At 42.2% G+C, this 16436-nt stretch carries 12 protein-coding genes; 5 read left to right on the top strand and 7 right to left on the bottom strand.

The features are described 5' to 3' along the window. The first annotated feature begins 16 nt into the window (after positions 1-16). Positions 17-1447: a signal peptidase I gene (gene lepB, locus ABD930_RS15205; protein ID WP_345232598.1), complete on the top strand. Its 1431-nt coding sequence runs from the start codon at positions 17-19 to the stop codon at positions 1445-1447. Between the two features lie 119 nt (positions 1448-1566). Here lepB and ABD930_RS15200 read toward each other — a convergent pair whose 3' ends face one another. The 4 genes from ABD930_RS15200 to ABD930_RS15185 all read right to left on the bottom strand — a co-directional run bounded on the left by ABD930_RS15200 (position 1567) and on the right by ABD930_RS15185 (position 8639). Beyond that, positions 1567-3030, bottom strand: a complete 1464-nt coding sequence (locus ABD930_RS15200) for an efflux transporter outer membrane subunit (protein ID WP_345232597.1) — start codon at positions 3028-3030, stop codon at positions 1567-1569. A gap of 4 nt (positions 3031-3034) precedes the next feature. Then, positions 3035-6196, bottom strand: coding sequence for an efflux RND transporter permease subunit (locus ABD930_RS15195; RefSeq protein WP_345232596.1), 3162 nt, complete (start codon positions 6194-6196; stop codon positions 3035-3037). Between the two features lie 54 nt (positions 6197-6250). Beyond that, positions 6251-7357: an efflux RND transporter periplasmic adaptor subunit gene (locus ABD930_RS15190; RefSeq protein WP_345232595.1), complete on the bottom strand. Its 1107-nt coding sequence runs from the start codon at positions 7355-7357 to the stop codon at positions 6251-6253. 193 nt (positions 7358-7550) lie between these two features. Continuing rightward, positions 7551-8639: an Ldh family oxidoreductase gene (locus tag ABD930_RS15185; protein WP_345232594.1), complete on the bottom strand. Its 1089-nt coding sequence runs from the start codon at positions 8637-8639 to the stop codon at positions 7551-7553. Positions 8640-8944: 305 nt separating this feature from the next. On the opposite strand from ABD930_RS15185, the gene ABD930_RS15180 reads away from it, so the two are divergent. The 4 genes from ABD930_RS15180 to ABD930_RS15165 all read left to right on the top strand — a co-directional run bounded on the left by ABD930_RS15180 (position 8945) and on the right by ABD930_RS15165 (position 12487). Further along, complete coding sequence (locus ABD930_RS15180) at positions 8945-9511, top strand: RNA polymerase sigma factor (protein WP_345232593.1); 567 nt, start codon at positions 8945-8947, stop codon at positions 9509-9511. Further along, the gene (locus ABD930_RS15175) at positions 9492-10238 is read left to right on the top strand and encodes a hypothetical protein (RefSeq protein WP_345232592.1); all 747 of its coding nucleotides are present in this window, start codon (positions 9492-9494) and stop codon (positions 10236-10238) included. The genes ABD930_RS15180 and ABD930_RS15175 overlap by 20 nt, the downstream gene beginning before the upstream one ends. Before the next feature lie 143 nt (positions 10239-10381). After that, entirely contained in the window at positions 10382-11260 is an 879-nt protein-coding gene (locus ABD930_RS15170) for an outer membrane beta-barrel protein (RefSeq protein ID WP_345232591.1), read from the top strand. Positions 11261-11425: 165 nt separating this feature from the next. Beyond that, on the top strand, positions 11426-12487 hold the full coding sequence (locus ABD930_RS15165; protein ID WP_345232590.1) for an ABC transporter ATP-binding protein: 1062 nt from the start codon (positions 11426-11428) through the stop codon (positions 12485-12487). A 113-nt stretch (positions 12488-12600) separates the two neighbouring features. On the opposite strand, the gene ABD930_RS15160 is transcribed toward ABD930_RS15165, so the two are convergent. The 3 genes from ABD930_RS15160 to ABD930_RS15150 form a co-directional block, all read right to left on the bottom strand. Beyond that, positions 12601-13590, bottom strand: coding sequence for a metallophosphoesterase family protein (locus tag ABD930_RS15160; RefSeq protein WP_345232589.1), 990 nt, complete (start codon positions 13588-13590; stop codon positions 12601-12603). A gap of 66 nt (positions 13591-13656) precedes the next feature. Continuing rightward, the gene (locus tag ABD930_RS15155; protein WP_345232588.1) at positions 13657-14793 is read right to left on the bottom strand and encodes a glycoside hydrolase family 99 protein; all 1137 of its coding nucleotides are present in this window, start codon (positions 14791-14793) and stop codon (positions 13657-13659) included. Between the two features lie 58 nt (positions 14794-14851). Beyond that, complete coding sequence (locus tag ABD930_RS15150; protein WP_345232587.1) at positions 14852-16432, bottom strand: RagB/SusD family nutrient uptake outer membrane protein; 1581 nt, start codon at positions 16430-16432, stop codon at positions 14852-14854. Positions 16433-16436 lie beyond the last annotated feature (4 nt).

Raw genomic sequence — 16436 nt, 5'->3', positions numbered from 1 at the left:
TTGAATTCATTACAGTATGCTAACAGCGTTTCTTGTTTTATTTTTTTTAGGCACCCAGGTAGGATTGTGGTTACTCTTTGTAAAAGCTAGTCGCCCAGGATGGGAATCATTAATTCCATTTTACCGGGAATATGTCCTTACACAATTAACAGGCAGGCCTTGGTGGTGGGTTATTTTGTTGTTGGTACCGATCGTTAATTTATTTATTGGTATTGGTCTATATATTGATTTTGTTCGCTGTTTTGGTAGAAGGTCGTTTCTGGATCAGGTGGCTACGATTTTTATCCCCTTTATCGTTTTTCCCTTATGGGGAAGCGATCAAAAGATAACGTATTGGGGGGCCTCGGCAACAGAAGAATTCAAAAAGAAGTATCCGTATAAAAAAACGGCGGCGAGAGAATGGGCTGATGCTATTGTTTTCGCTGTGGTGGCAGCTACATTAATCCGTACGTTTTTGATTGAGGCCTATATGATACCATCTGGATCAATGGAGCATAGTTTATTAACAGGCGATTTTCTATTCGTTAGTAAGATTAATTATGGCCCACGTTTGCCCATGACACCTGTCGCTTTTCCTTTTGCCCATCATACCATGCCTATTATTGGTACTAAGGCTTATTGGGATGGGTTGGAGATGGATTATCGTCGCCTACCGGGTTTGCAGAAGATCAAGCGCAATGATGTGGTGGTGTTTAACTACCCCATGGAGGCTGATGCACCTTTTAATCGTCCGGTAGATAAACGAGAAAACTATATTAAACGAGCCATTGGTATTCCCGGCGATACCATTGCCATTGAGCAAGCACAAGTATATGTTAATGGCAAGAAAGGAATTACACCGGTAGAAGGACAACTGCTGTATCAGGTAACCACAGATGGCACCGATTTGAATCCGGATCGTATTCGGGATTTACGTATTGATGGGGGGCAAACCAATTTACCAGGTCAATATATGTTTTATTTAACCTCTTCCTTGGCCAAGACAATAGCCGGTTGGGCAAATGTAAAGGAGGTAAAACCCTATATTCTCCCCAAAGATGCACCAGAACCAAGCGATGATATTTTTCCACATGTAGCCGGGAATAAATGGAACCACGATAATTACGGACCGATCATTGTACCGCATAAAGGGTGGACGGTTACGTTAGACAGCGTAACAGCACCTCGCTATGAACGAGCCATTACGGTTTATGAAGGAAATACGTTTGAGAAAAAACCAGATGGCTATTATATTAATGGTCAGAAGGCCGAACGTTATACTTTTAACATGGATTATTATTGGATGATGGGCGATAACCGCCATAATTCCCTAGATTCCCGCTTTTGGGGTTTTGTACCCGAAGATCACATCGTAGGCAAAGCGTTATTTGTTTGGTTGAGTTTGGATGATAAAGGTTCATTCTTCGATAAAATCCGATGGAATAGAATTTTTATGGGTATCCATTAGTAGTTATTCGTTGATCGTTCTTCGTTGTTTGATAAAGCCCAGTTTAACACTGGGCTTTTTTTGTAATGGTGACTCTCCTAAAGGCGCTAATAACCCATAACGAGTAACTAATAGCAAATCTACCCTTGCCATCCTCCACCAAGCGCTCGATATAACTCTACTCTTGCCAAGAGCAATTGTTGCTTCAGGCTAACCAATTCCAGCTCACTGTCAATAGCATTTTGTTGTGCTGTAATGATTTCCAAGTAATCCGCATAATTGGCTTTGAAGAGTAAACGTGCTTGCCTGATACCCAACTGGGTTACTTTTACCCGCTCTTCGGCAATATCATACTCTTCCTGCAATTTTTTGATGGTCACTAAAGCATTGGTTACCTCATTAACGGCATCTAACACCGTTTGTTGAAAATCAATCTCTGCTTTATCCCGTTCTAATTTCGCAACTTCGATATCAGTTTTTATTTTGCGTTTATTTAAAATCGGAGCGGTAAGACTTCCCACGAGGCCTCCAAATAAAGAACCCGGAATTTTTACCCAGTTGGCCGGTAACATACTGTTTACACCGCCTTCGGCTTCAATCATAAGGGTAGGGTAACGGTAGGCCTGAGCCACACCAACATCGGCATTCGCAGCTCGTAGGGCCAACTCCGAAGCCTTTACATCTGGTCGGTGACTAACCATGTATAGCGGAACGCCCGCAGACACAGAATCTTCAATCAGAAAATCGGTTAACGAAGCACTACGACGAATACTGTCTGGCAGTTGTCCGGCAAGTGCCCTTAAACCATTTTCCTGAATAACGACTTCCCGTTGCAATTGTGGAATAAGTGCCTTAGCGGCTAAAAGTTGTGATTTAGTTTGCTGAATAGCCAAAGAGGTAGCCTTTCCGGCATCGCGTTGTAATTGTACAATCCGTAGCGTGCTATCGGTAAGCTGTAAGTTTCTTTGGGCTACTTCCAGTTGGGCGTCTAGCATTAAGAGGTTATAATAGCCTTCAGCGACATCCGCTACCAATTGTGTCTGTAGCAATTTACGTGCTTCATAGGTTTGCAGATATTGGGCTAAGGTGCTTTCGTTAAGCCGGCGCATTTTGCCCCAGATATCCAATTCCCAACTCAAACTTAAACCGCTACTATGCTGTGGCGTATAGGTATACATGTTTTTGGGAGCTGTTTTACCTCGACCATCATACCATTTCGCGGTAGGAGTGGAATAGAAGTTCTCTGAACGGAAATTCCGCTCTATGGTGGCAATATTGGCATTGATCTCGGGTAAGAATTCCGCTTTGGCCTGTAACACCTGTTCATTGGCTATTTGAATATTTTTTAGCGCTTTGCGCATATCATAGTTGTATACAATAGCGGTGTCAATCAGCGTCTGTAAAGTAGAATCGACAAAGAAATCTTTCCAATAGATATTTCCTATTCCAACCGAGTCTGCCGGAGTGATCTCATTCCGATATTTGTCTGGTAAATTGAGTTGTGGACGTTGATAGTTTTTACCTACCTTGCAGGCATTTAAACATAGGGCCAACGCACAACTTATGATTAAGACGACGCTGGTCGTTCTTACTGTATTTCTCATAGGTTTAATCATCTTCCTCCTGAATCATCTTTGATTTAACTTTTTCATCTAATTGCTGAAACAGCATGTACAGTACCGGTATGATGAATATACCAATCGTTACACCAAATAACATACCGCCGGCGGCGCCGATACTGATGGAGTGGTTTCCTTGCGCAGAAGGCCCAACTGTCCACATGAGAGGAATTAAGCCCGCAACAAAAGCCAATGAAGTCATTAAGATCGGTCGTAACCTTAAACGGGCACCTTCTATAGCCGCATCAAAAATGGACAATCCACTTTTACGCTGCTGTACCGCAAATTCGACGATAAGAATAGCATTCTTGGCCAACAAACCGATCAGCATAATTAAACCGACTTGGACATAAATATTGTTTTCCAATCCTGCAAGATTAACGGCTGTATATACACCCAATAGACCTACCGGTACAGACAGCAAGATCGCGAGGGGTAGAATGTAGCTTTCATACTGTGCAGCAAGTAAGAAATAGACAAAAAGAATGCTTAATGTAAAAATAAGAATCGTTTGTCCTCCTGATTGCCTTTCTTCTAAGCTCATTCCCGTCCACTCATAACTGTAATTAGCCGTTAAAACCTTTTCTGCTACTTCCTCTACGGCACGCATTGCATCTCCGGTACTATGGCCTTTGGCTGGTGTTGCATTTATCGCAATGGCGTTAAATAAATTGTATCGGTTTACCGTTTCCGGGCCAAATACTTTGCGTAAGGTAATAAGCGTATTTGCAGGTACCATTTCTCCTTTTTTATTGCGCACAAATATGGATTTAAACGATTCGGGATCATTGGTAAATTTGGCATCTGCTTGCATATATACCCGGTATTGCCTACCAAACCTGCTAAAATCACCCGCTTGGACACGTCCGTAGTAGCCTCTTACAGTTGTCATAAGGTCTTTCGCTGTAACCCCTAAGGCCTGCGCTTTCACAAAATCGATATCCAATTGATACTGCGGGAAATTAGCTTTGAATGGGGTAAAGGCATTGGCAATTTCAGGGCGCTTTTTGAGCTCCTGTATGAAATTGTCGGCAACCTTGCTGAATGAAGAAAAAGTCCCCCCCAAACGATCTTGCAACACAAATTCCAGTCCGCTGAAGTCTCCAAATCCCTGAACAGTAGGGCGGGGGAAAACACTAAATGTAGCTTCAGAAATTTGGGACAAATCATTGCGGATCGTGTCCATAAAATCATTGACGTCTTTAATATGGGGGCGGTCACTATGCTCTTTTAAGTTAATGTAGCCAACAGCGAAAGCCGGACTGGCAGCAGCGTCTATCGTATTGTAACCAGAAATAGTTGTCATGCCTGACAATTCATCGTGCTTCCGGATAATGCTATCTGCCCGTCGCAGTACTTCTGTTGTTCTAGCCAGAGATGCCCCTGGAGGCATAGCCATAGAGAAGGTAATAAAGCTATCATCTTCTGTAGGGATGAAGCTCGACGGGGTTCGGTTCATCAATAGCATCCCTATTCCGGAAAGTGCCACCAAACCAAATATGGCTAACCACTTTTTATTCAATAAGAAATTTAAGGAACGAATGTATTTGTTCGTTAAGGAATCAAACGCTACGTTAAAGGCGTCAAAGAATTTCCGGGAATATTTAGATACTTTATTTCCCTTTAATTCTTTTTCCTTCTCGTCGTGATGGGTATTTCTGAGCAATAAAGCACAAAGTGCCGGACTAAGGGTTAATGCGTTTAATGCGGAAATTAAAATGGCTGTCGCTAAGGTATAAGCAAACTGCCGGTAAAATAAACCTGCTGGACCCTGCATAAATCCGACCGGTAAAAATACCGCTGCCATGACCATGGTAATAGAGAGTATCGCACCCGTGATTTCGCTCATAGCAGAAAAAGTTGCCTTACGTGGTGATAAACCTGTACGCTCCATTTTCTGATGTACGGCTTCAACAACCACAATGGCATCATCCACCACAATACCAATAGCTAGCACGAGGGCAAACATGGTGAGCACATTAATCGAAAAACCAAAAAGTAGCAAGAAGAAAAAGGTACCGACCAAGGATACTGGAATAGCAATAGCAGGAATCAAGGTAGAACGAAGATCCTGTAAGAAAATAAATACAATCACGAATACCAGAAAAAAGGCTTCGAATAGGGTATGCTTAACCTGACTGATAGATTCATTGATCTGATCACGCACACTATAGGTAATTTCATATTTAATGCCCTCAGGAAAAGATTTCGCCAACCTTTCCATCACCTTCCTGACCTGCCCATCGATTTCTACAGCATTAGAACCACTTGTTTGAACGATATTAAGCGTTAATCCGGGAAATCCGTTGACTTTATTATCGGCCCCTACATTGGTGGCTCCTAATTCGATGCGCGCTACATCTTTTAAATAAAGTACCGAACCGTCTTTATTCGTTTTAATGACAAGGTTTTCGTAGTCTTCTTGTTTACTGAAACGGCCACGGTGCTTTAATACGGTTTCAAAAACCTCATCAGAACCTTCTCCAAATTTTCCTGGTGCAATTTCAAAGTTCTGACTTTTAATCGCATCAATGACATCTTGGGGAACCAAGCCATATACAGCTAATTTTTCAGGATTCAACCAAGTACGCATGGAGTAATCCCGTGCACCGATACGGGTAATAGCGGCAACACCGGATACCCGCAGCAATTCACGATTGATATTGATCTGTGCGTAGGCTTGAAGGAATGTTTCATCGTATATGGTGTCTTGCTGATCACTATAAATATTCATAGTCATGATAACCCCATTCTGTTTGGGCATGACACTGATACCAGATTCGTTAACTTCTGCTGGAATCTGGCTGGCGGCCTTTGATACACGTGTTTGTACGTTTACAGCAGCTTGATCCGGATTGGTTCCGGCCTTAAAAAAGACATTAATATTTCCTGAACCCGTATTACTTGCGGTAGACCGTATATAGGTCATATTATCCACACCATTAATAGCCTCTTCGATTGGCAATAGCACACTTTGTGCCACCGTCTCGGCATTAGCTCCTGGATAAGAAAGGGTTACGCTTACGCTCGGAGGGGCAATTTCGGGAAAACGGGTTACTGGTAATTGAAGCATACCAACAATACCTAGCATAACCAAAATAATGGATATTACGGTAGCTAGTACAGGTCTGCTTATGATCGTTTTTAGCATAGTTTTTGATTTTGGATAACGAAAAGCATCAGCATATCATCGCTGTTACGGAAACTATCCTCGTTTTGGGTTTTGTAATTGTGGGTTTATCGCTAGGCCATCTTCCAAGCGGTCGAAACCAGCGAGTACCACCCGATCACCGGGTTGTAAACCATCTTTTACGATATAATTTGTACCACTCACTCCATCTAATATTACTGCACGCATTTTTACGGTATTATCTGGCGTTACAATATAAACAAAGGTTTTATCCTGCAATTCAATGGCGGCTACTTGTGGAACTAATAATACGCCTGGTTTTCTTTCTTCCATCTTTAAGGTTCCGGTATTTCCCTGACGCAATACATCGTCTGGGTTCGGAAAGGTGGCCCGCAAAGAGATGGCTCCAGTAGTGCGGTTCACTTGTCCATCAATAGCGTCGACAACACCTTTTTCAGCATATTCCGATCCATCGGCAAGCATTAAGCGCACATAAGGAATCAATTTATCGTTATGGGCAAGCGAATCATTTTTCCTTCCGCCCTTGGTGAAATGCAGAAAATCGGCTTCACTCATCGAAAAATAAACATAGACATCACGGGTATCCGACAACACGGTAAGAGGTTGGGAATCACTTTTAGTCACCAAATTTCCTATCCGTTTAGGGATTCGGCCAATATATCCGCTAGCAGGAGCCTTGATATTCGTAAACCCTAAATTGATATTAGCCGTAGCTACTGCTGTGGCAGCTTTGGCTACTGATGCTTTGGCTACTTCATCATTTGCCTGAGCAGTTTGTAACTGAACCGGTGAAATGACATCGTTTTCAACCAGCGGTTTTAGGCTTTCCACTTCAAGATGTGCATTTTTTTGTTTCGCCTTTTCAACGGTTTCCTCTGCACGAGCATTTTTTAACGCTTCTAGATAGGGCTGTTCATTAATTTTGAAGAGGTCTTGCCCTTTTTTAACATAGGCTCCTTCATCTACATATATTTTTTCAAGCATGCCCTCAACCTGTGGACGGATCTCTACATTTACTTTACCTTCGATGGTGCCTAAATAATCACGTACGGTTAAAGCCGTGCCAGTATCGACTTGAAAAACGGGTAAAGAAAGACGGTTTTTAGTTGCATCCTCCGCGGTAGAAGAACCTTGGTGGCATCCAAACAGTGTTGGTATCAAAAAAGCGGACGTAATTAACGTTAGGAGGGTTTTGACGTTTTTTCTGTTGTAATTAATCATTTAAAATTTTTATGTTTTTTTGGGTAAAGCCAGTTCTTGCTTCTCAACAAATCACGACACAATTAGTTTGTGTGGCAGGGCTTAATTACTTAACTATTTGGTTTCAGAATTGGTGCCAAACATAAAAACGAACTTATAGCGTGTTTATTTTCAAATCTTGGGCAAGTTTTTTTAAATCGTCCCACACACGGTCAATGATCGGTATGCCTGATGCTTTTCGTTGCGCTTCTGCTATAAATTCAGGCTCCCCCGGAATAACGACTGGTTGCTCACGATCGATAGGAGTGGCTTGTTTAAATCGGGTTATCCAATTGTCCATATGTGTTTTAAATTCTTCAATAGGTCGGAAGCCATCGGCCCGTAGGGCACCTAAAAAATGCCCCAGTCCTTCACCTACCGGGTTGGGGTGGGGTTCCAAATAGGCAACAAAGGGTGGAGCCCATGGACCATAGTTGGCTCCGGATAGCACCGCGCTTAAAATATCCACCGTAGCACTTAACCCGAATCCTTTGTGGCTGCCGTGAAGTTTGTCGCCCCCTAAAGGTAGTAGTGCACCTCCTTGTTTTAGTTCATGCGGATCGACCGAAGGTTGTCCATCAGCCGTTTGCACCCAACCATCTGGAATGGGCTTGCCACTGCGTTGAGCAATTTCTAGTTTACCGTTGGCTGCGGCAGAAGTCGCCATGTCTACCACCACCGGTAGGTGTTTGCCTGCCGGAAAAGCATAACAAATCGGATTAGTACCTAACATCCGTTCTTTACTATAAGTAGGGGTTACTAACGGACTTGCATTGGTCATGGCATAACCGATCATGTCTTTTTTTACCGCCATTAGAGCATGGTAGCCTGCAATACCGAAATGGTTGGAATTGCGTATGGCAACCCATCCAGAACCGTAGGTCGTTGCTTTGGCAATAGCAATTTCCATGGCGTATGGTGCTACCACTAAACCTAATCCTTTATCACCATCCACTGTTGCTGTGGTAGCCGTTTCATGCACGATCGTGATGTTTGGTGTTGGATTAAGTCGCCCTTGTTGCCAAAGGCGTACGTAGCCACTCAACCTTGCTGTGCCATGCGAGTCAATTCCTCTTAAATCAGCTTGTATTAATACATCCGCTGCTAAGCTTGCGTGTGCTGCTGAACAGCCAATAGCCAAAAATACCTGCTCGGTGAATTGACGTAAGTCGGTTTCGGCGATGGTGTAGAATTTATTTTCCAAATTAAAAAGTCCAAAAATTAAAAAGTCAAAATTAAAAATTAAAAAGTAAAAAAACTTAAAGCGAAAAGGATAAAGCTTTAAAGCCTCAAGTTTAATGGCTAGTGGAAAGGGAATTATCGAAGGAAAGGCCATTCGTAAGCAATAAATCGGCCTTCAAATCTTCGGATAGTACAGGCTAAGTAATGGTAGAAATTTTCAAAGAAGATTTGTAGTCGAGAGCTTTTGGTTACTTTTTGTGGGAAAAAGTAACAACAAGAAGCAACCTTTTTCCTTACTTTCACATCTACGTTAAAAAACAGAAGCAATTGGAGCAGGTATACGTAATAGATGATTTGTTAGCAGGTTGTAAACGCGGGGAACGTAAAGCGCAAGAGGCACTTTATCGCAGTTTAGCGGCTAAAATGTATCAAGTATGTTTACGTTATACGGCTAATGCTACCGAGGCGGAAGATGTATTGCAGAATGGTTTCTTAAAGGTATTTCAGGCTGTAGTTCATTTTCGGGAAGAAGGTTCTTTTGAAGGATGGATCAGACGGATTATGGTCAATACTGCCATTGAAGGGTATCGAAAGCAAGCAAAAAAACAACAGACGATAACGATAGATGAAGTGTTTGATCATGCGTTGCAAACAGTCGATATAGCAAGTTTAGAAGTGAAGGATATCTTAACACTGATTCAGCAATTACCTGATGGGTATCGAGCGGTATTTAATATGTACGCGATCGAGGGGTATTCCCATAAGGAAATTGCGGAGGCTTTACAGATTAGTGAAGGGGCATCTAAATCACAATTATCGCGGGCGCGGTCGTGGTTAAAAAGCAAATTGGTCAATTTAGAAAGAGAGGGAAATTATGGATCCTATACAGGATAAGCAATTTGATAAGCAGTTGCAAGCAAAATTTAATACCTATGAACCGGAGGTGCCGGCACATTTATGGGGAAATATTGCGGATAAGTTGAATGATCATCAGGTTATTCCATTGAAGAAAAAGTCAACAAAATTTTTATGGCTGAAAGTGGCGGCGGCAATTAGCGCGGTAATTGGGATGTCCTTATTTTATAGAAACCAACCAAGGGAAATCATTTACCTAAGAGCCGCTAAGACGGCAGAAAATATGCCGCGACAAGCCGTTGAGGTCAAACATCCGCCAATGGAAACGGTGCAAACATTGGTCGGAAATCAACAAGAGAAGGTCGTAGGACGGCCCGTTACGAAAGCAAGGGTAAGGCCAGTTCGATCAACGGAGCAAGCATATCCGATTGTAGTGACTACCGTTATGCATAACGCAATAAACGACGAAGTAAAGCAGACCGCTATTGTAGCCGTTGAGCAAAAACCGACTATGGTAACACCGGATGTACAGCAAATGGTTAGAGCGGAACTAGGGGTTGCCCAGGAGGTGAATTTGCCAGCGCACGTAAAAACAGAAATGCAAGAAGCTCCAAAAGGCAAAAAGCCATTCGGTATGGGTAATTTGTTAAATGCAGTGATTTCATCCGTCGATCAAGGAGAAGAACGCATCATCTCATTTACTAATGATAGCGAAGGCACCATTAAAGTAGCGGTTAATTTAAAGGCGTTGCGAACGCGGTTGTAATATAGTTAAAAAGTCAAAAGTAAAAATTAAAATAGACATAGGTAGCAAGAGATAAGATTGATGAGCAGAAAGCGAAAAGCCATGCATGCTTAGAAAGATCTTGATACTAATGTCCTGATACGTTAAAAAAACAATTAACAAAAATGAAACATATTTTATTAACCTGTTTGGCGGCAGTTTGTTTGGGCGGAACTGCATTAGGCCACGAAAACCAAGAAGCTTCAGAAAATGGTTATTTTATACCAGCACATCAAGACACCACATTGATGGATACGGTGAAAAAAGAGTCCAGCCATAAAAAAAGGACAGTCAAATTTAGTTTTGGTAATGGCGTGGACAATACGATCCAGGTAAATAAAGCGGATAGTGCAGCTAATGGCGGTACTTCACATGATTATGGACAAAAACCTAAAGTTATTGTCGGAATTACCTTTTCCAGATTTGATTTAGGCTTAGCCACCTTAATGGATAACGGAAGTTTTACCTTAAGTCCTGAAAATGATTTCCTAAAAAACCGGACGTGGAAAACCATTAATGTGGGCTTTGATGTATTCCAGTTTGGTTATCGTTTTAATGAGAAATTTAGATTATTTATGTCGGCCGGTTTCGACTGGACGCATATCCGCTTAAAGAATGATATTATTTTTGACCGCAATACGAGTCCACTTTCATGGCAACAATCGGATATCCACTATGATAAAAACCGTTTCAGTTCTAGTTACTTGAGAATTCCTATTACGTTTGAACATCGGATTGGTCCCGATCGCGATTTACGTATTGCTTATGGGCCCATTGGAGGATTTTTATTGAATGGTAGCCAAAAATTCAAAAGCGAGGAAGAAGGGAAACGTAAAGTAAAAGACGACTTTAATTATGCCAAATTTCGTTACGGCGCTTTTGCACGGATAGGTTACCAATGGGTAGGGCTCTACGCGAAATACTACTTTAATGATATGTTTGAAAATAGTCCGGATCAAGACGGATTACGGAATATGTCTTTTGGTTTAATGTTCTTTTTCTAGGGAAAATTGAGCGGTGCTTTCCGCTTTTTTTATATCTTCGTTTGTGTAAGAACCTGTTTAACCCAGATGGTGCATGAGCTCATTCCGGCTCGTTTAAATTCCTAATTCGAAAGCTGGGTTTAATTTGGTTGATTAAATTTTTTATAGGCGAAGGGCGATTTTTTCATGACAAACAATATTTCCGCTTCCTGCAGTATTCCGCTTCCCGATGAACAGCAGCCAGGTTTAGCATATATTCACGTAGAACGGTTATCTAAGCGTTTTTCAGATAAGCCTGATAGTCTCGGGCTACGTGACTTATCTTTTGAACTAGAGGAGGGCAATATTACCGCGATCATAGGCGAGAGCGGTAGCGGGAAAACCACCTTATTGCGCTTAATATATGGCTTACTTAAACCAGATACCGGAATGGTTTATTTTAAGGGGCGGAAAATTCCTAATCCAGAGGATAAACTTATTCCGGGGCACGAGTCTATGCGCTTGGTATCCCAGCATTTTGATGACCTCAATACTTACGCCAATGTCTGGGATAACGTCGCGTCTCGTCTATCCAATACCAATTTGCAGGAGAAGCAGGAAAAAACAGAAATTGCCTTAAGTAGCTTAAATATCCTTCGCTTGGCGAGACAACGGGTAGCCGACCTTAGTGGAGGTGAGCGACAACGGGTAGCTATTGCGCGGGCTTTGGTTACCGGTCCGGAGGTATTGTTAATGGACGAACCGTTTAACCAGGTGGATGCTTCTTTTAGGGATCATTTGCAGCGCGACATTCGCAAGATTGTCGATGAAATTGGACTCACCGTCATTATGGTATCGCATGATCCAGCGGAGGTCTTAGCCATGGCAAATGCCTTATTGGTCTTAAAAGATGGTCAATTGATGGCTTCCGGCAGTCCAAAAAGGCTATATAACGATCCACCTAATGGTTACACCGCCAGATTGCTAGCCAAAAGTAATGTGCTAGTCGCAGAAGAAATGGCTGCTCTTTTACCAGAGGTGACAATAGAGGGGAAAGAAATGATCATTCACCCAGAATGGATACAAATCATTGAAAGCGAAAATGAAGCAATGTTTACTATTCAGGCTATTCTTTTCAAGGGATTTTATGAGGAAATCGTGTTATCCCGGAATACACTTGAGCTGCGGTGTATCAACCACTTTCCCAATCGTTATCAAGTGGGACAACGCGTAATGATCGAAATAGTCGATTATAAAGTGTTTACTTAATTGCTATTTTGTATAAGGGTGCACAACAGATTTCCATCCGATGTTTGTCGTGCACCCGTGTATATTGTCGGCAGACTATTAACCCGAGCTCATAAAGAATAGTCGAACTCAAGTTAGTACTTAGGAGCTAATTCAATCATTCTGTATTCCCCATTAAAAGCTGGTCCTGCAACGAATTGTATATTATTTCCTGTATTTACCGTATAATCTTCATGGTGGTGCCCAGCGAAAATACCAACTAGTTTTGGTGTGTTGTAAACAATCTTTAGGAAGTCGTTGGTTACCGATGTATTTCCCGACTTTGGCCACCGTACCCTACGTTCCAATGCATAGTTCTGATCGGTATCCCATCCCCAAGTAGGATTACCCGTTGTAATGATATTCATGGAGGGCATATAAAGCGGTATATGGACCATCAATAGCATCGGTAGCCCTTTTTCTATTTGTTGTTTGTAAAACTGTAATTGGTCGGCACCTATCTGGTAGATCGAATTATCTAGGGTCACGATATTGATGCCGTTGCAGACAGTCGATGAGCACCTTGTCTGGTTAGATGAATAGAGTGGCATCAACCGTTCTGCGATCCAATGTTTACGCAGGTCTTCCATGGAACCGCTCATTCCTTCATAATGCCAATCATGGTTCCCTGCCGTATACAGGTGCGGTATATTCGTTTTTTTGACCAAAGCGGTAACTTTTTCTACAGCAGTAGCTGACGGATAATTCACAATATCACCGGTGAGCGCTATCAGGTCTACACGCTCTTCTACCGCCAAATCCATCAGGGCTGCGAACGCTTCAATAGGCGATACCATTTCTCCGGTTTTACAGTGCCGTTGTTTGGCAAAGGCATGTGCCATTCGGGCGCTATATTTTTCGTAAGATTGGTCGGCATCGCTATCACAGCTGATGTGACTGTCGGATACTTGCATGATTTTAAACGGTTTTACTACTTCATCCAATAAAACCTTGATGCTTTTTCCTTGTTGCCGGCGTGTACAGGACCACGGTTGTGGTGCTATGTCAAATGCGGTATGTGGCGCTACCATCGAAGCACCAACTAAACCTAAAGTAGCAGAATGGATAAAAGAACGTCTTTTCATTTCGGGTTTTTATATTGTATTATAGTATTCCAGTCACCATCGAAAAGCGGCCGGAACAATGAAATTTTAAGGGGTTGTTACGAACAGATCACTCCAATATTTTGTTCTGGCAAGGTAGAAATCCTGTGCCTTGGGTTCGTAATCCAGATAAGTAAATTCCGGAATAGCAAATGGCTTAGCAGGCTCGATTTGCGTACCTTCATGCCACTCATTAAAGGAAGTGATCGCAACATATGTTGGATTAATAGCAATCGCTTTTTGCCAATAGTCATCATAATACGCACCTCCATCACGCTCACGGGTAGTTGCCGAATTGGTGGGTCGGATACGCTCATCTATGTAGCCCGGTGCTACGCAAGGAATAAAAAGCTTGCCATTTTGACTGGCCCAAGCTTGCATGTCTAACCAGTTATTGGGATCGGATCCTCCGGTAAAACCTTTAGATCCGAAATAACTGTAAAATCCATCGAAGCCACCCTGTAATTGATTGTTCTCATCCTGTTGGTCTCGCCACAATCCGATTATGACAGCGTCTACAGCTGTGTTTCGGATCGTTTGCGAACCGGTAGTCGTCAATAGAGATGCCCAGTCTGAAGCTTCAATAAGATAGGAATCATAAATAAAAAACAGTGGTAAACCATTCGTTGTCCGATAAAAAGCGGCATGATTACCATAAGTGTTCAGGATATAACTCATATCGCTACGTACGGAAGTGGCGCTGCGATTGGCATAAGGTTCTATTTGGAAACCCACTTTGATGCCTTTCTTCACTGCTTCATCCAGAATAAGTCCGATGTTCCCGGTTGTAAAATCATTTACTCCCCACCAAGTTAGGAAAATCGCCTGAACCCCAGCTTGCGTTAACATGTCCATATGTGTTGCCAGTAGCGTGGTATCGTAAGAGCTGTATGGATTGAGGGCTGGATAAAAATTAGAACCTATATTTGTCCCGCCTGGTAAACCATCGGGCGAACCTTCAACGCTATGTGCCCAATGTTGATCGGTGCCATCATGTGCAGGCGTTCCATACCAGTTATAATAAAAGCAAAATACTTCTTTTTCCAACGTATTAGTCTGTAAAGCTAACGTGGATAGCTTCGTATTTTTTTCCTCGGCCGTAATCAGCTCGTTTCTTTCATATTTCGAACAGGAAACAATAAGGACCGTCAAGTTTAGAAGTGCAATAAATGTTGATTTTTTCATGTTGATTTTAATTTTTAATCGTACTTAAATAATTTAAGGTAGACGAACTAATTTTCCATTACTGAATCGGATCTTCTAAAAGCATGGGATTACGCTGTATCTCCTGTGAACAGATAGGCAGATAAAGGTTTTCTTCCGTATAGGTGCCGCCAAAGCTATTGGTAGATCCAATCAAGTCTGTGAAGGTAACTTGTCCGTTCGTATTAAAGTTCGGATACCTACGTGTGCGCGTGATATCGTTCCAGATTTTATTTTCAAACAACAATTCACGCATCTTTTCTTTCCATACCTCCTGAACAAATTGGTCTATGGAAAGCGATAGCAAGCGATTTTTTATAGATTCGGCCGACTGTGTCAACGAAGCGCGATGCATGATGGTTGCTAAATAGGTGGCTGCTTCATCCGTAACGCTTCCATTAGCGATGGCTGATGCTTCTGCACCAATCAGGTATATCTCGGCCAAACGATAATGAACCTTGTCTTTTTTTGATACCCCCGTGGATAAAGCGGCTTCTTCTTCCCACCAAAAGAAGGGAATGGGTGTTGCAAAGGTTCTGCTTGTACCTGCCATTGCCCCGTTTTTTTGCGTATACTTCGTGTGAAAGTACTGACCTTCCTGATAACGGATATCATCATTTTTATCGTAAATGGCATGTAACTTGGCTACCGGATTATATCCCAGGTTACTGATGTTGTATTTCGGGAATTCCCCCCAAGTGGCAGCCTCCTGTGGAAAACAGAACATCGGATAAGCACCGGGGTCCAATATTGTACCATCATATTCCACCGAATAGAGGTATTCCTTCTCATTATCCGATTTCTTTAATATATTAAAGGCACTGTTGGTTGATTGGTCGGTTCCGCTAATTAGCGCATAGTTTGCATTAGCAAGCAAGTTTTTTGCCACTTCTGCGGCTAAACGGTACTTCTCGGTATCCTGTAGCGGATATCCTGCCATGTTGAGGTATACATCTGCCAAGAGTGCTTGTACACTTCCATTGGATATCCGAAAACCATTTTGAGGCATTGGAATATCAGCCAATTCTCCATTAGCCAACGCGTCGTTTAAGTCTTGCACAATTTGTGCATAAACGAGCGCCTCCGATGAACGCTTTACATAAATATTATCAAGCGATTGATAACTTTCCGTGATTAACGGTACGGCACCAAACATCTTCACCAAATAAAAATAATTCAGACCTCGGAAAAATTTTGCTTGCGCTATCAGTTGATTTTTTTCCGTGTCGGTCAATCCAGGGCAGGTTGGAATATGGGTAATGGCGAAATTAGCATTCCGAACAATCGCCTCATAACAAGATTGCCAAAGAGCCAACAGTTCAGCGTTGTCCAATCCAGCATCTACCGTTCCCATCTGGAGTCTCGACATAAACTGATTTTTATATTCGTTATCAAAAAGACCTGACCTATATCCACCATACATCTGTAAGGCACTTAGATTCACGGTCAGTTGATAAAAAGAAGGTACTCCTTTATGGTACAAGATATTGACGACACTATAAGCATCGTCTGCCGAATCAAAAAAATTAGTGGTTGCCAGTTCGCTTGCTGGATTTTCCTCTAAAAATTTCGTACAAGAGAAAAAAGAAAATACTAAAATTACTATTGCGATTTTTTTCATGGTC

This window comes from Olivibacter ginsenosidimutans, assembly GCF_039542865.1.
GTDB classification, from domain to species: Bacteria; Bacteroidota; Bacteroidia; order Sphingobacteriales; family Sphingobacteriaceae; genus Olivibacter; species Olivibacter ginsenosidimutans.
Note: the sequence above shows the minus strand (reverse complement) of the source record. Positions and strands in the feature narration are given on the sequence as shown.

Bases quoted from the DNA above. Each gene is read 5' to 3' on its own strand.
- lepB (WP_345232598.1), top strand. From the start codon at position 17: ATGCTAACAGCGTTTCTTGTTTTATTTTTTTTAGGCACCCAGGTAGGA.
- ABD930_RS15200 (WP_345232597.1), bottom strand. From the start codon at position 3,030: ATGAGAAATACAGTAAGAACGACCAGCGTCGTCTTAATCATAAGTTGT.
- ABD930_RS15195 (WP_345232596.1), bottom strand. From the start codon at position 6,196: ATGCTAAAAACGATCATAAGCAGACCTGTACTAGCTACCGTAATATCC.
- ABD930_RS15175 (WP_345232592.1), top strand. From the start codon at position 9,492: ATGGATCCTATACAGGATAAGCAATTTGATAAGCAGTTGCAAGCAAAA.
- ABD930_RS15170 (WP_345232591.1), top strand. From the start codon at position 10,382: ATGAAACATATTTTATTAACCTGTTTGGCGGCAGTTTGTTTGGGCGGA.
- ABD930_RS15165 (WP_345232590.1), top strand. From the start codon at position 11,426: ATGACAAACAATATTTCCGCTTCCTGCAGTATTCCGCTTCCCGATGAA.
- ABD930_RS15160 (WP_345232589.1), bottom strand. From the start codon at position 13,590: ATGAAAAGACGTTCTTTTATCCATTCTGCTACTTTAGGTTTAGTTGGT.
- ABD930_RS15155 (WP_345232588.1), bottom strand. From the start codon at position 14,793: ATGAAAAAATCAACATTTATTGCACTTCTAAACTTGACGGTCCTTATT.
- ABD930_RS15150 (WP_345232587.1), bottom strand. From the start codon at position 16,432: ATGAAAAAAATCGCAATAGTAATTTTAGTATTTTCTTTTTTCTCTTGT.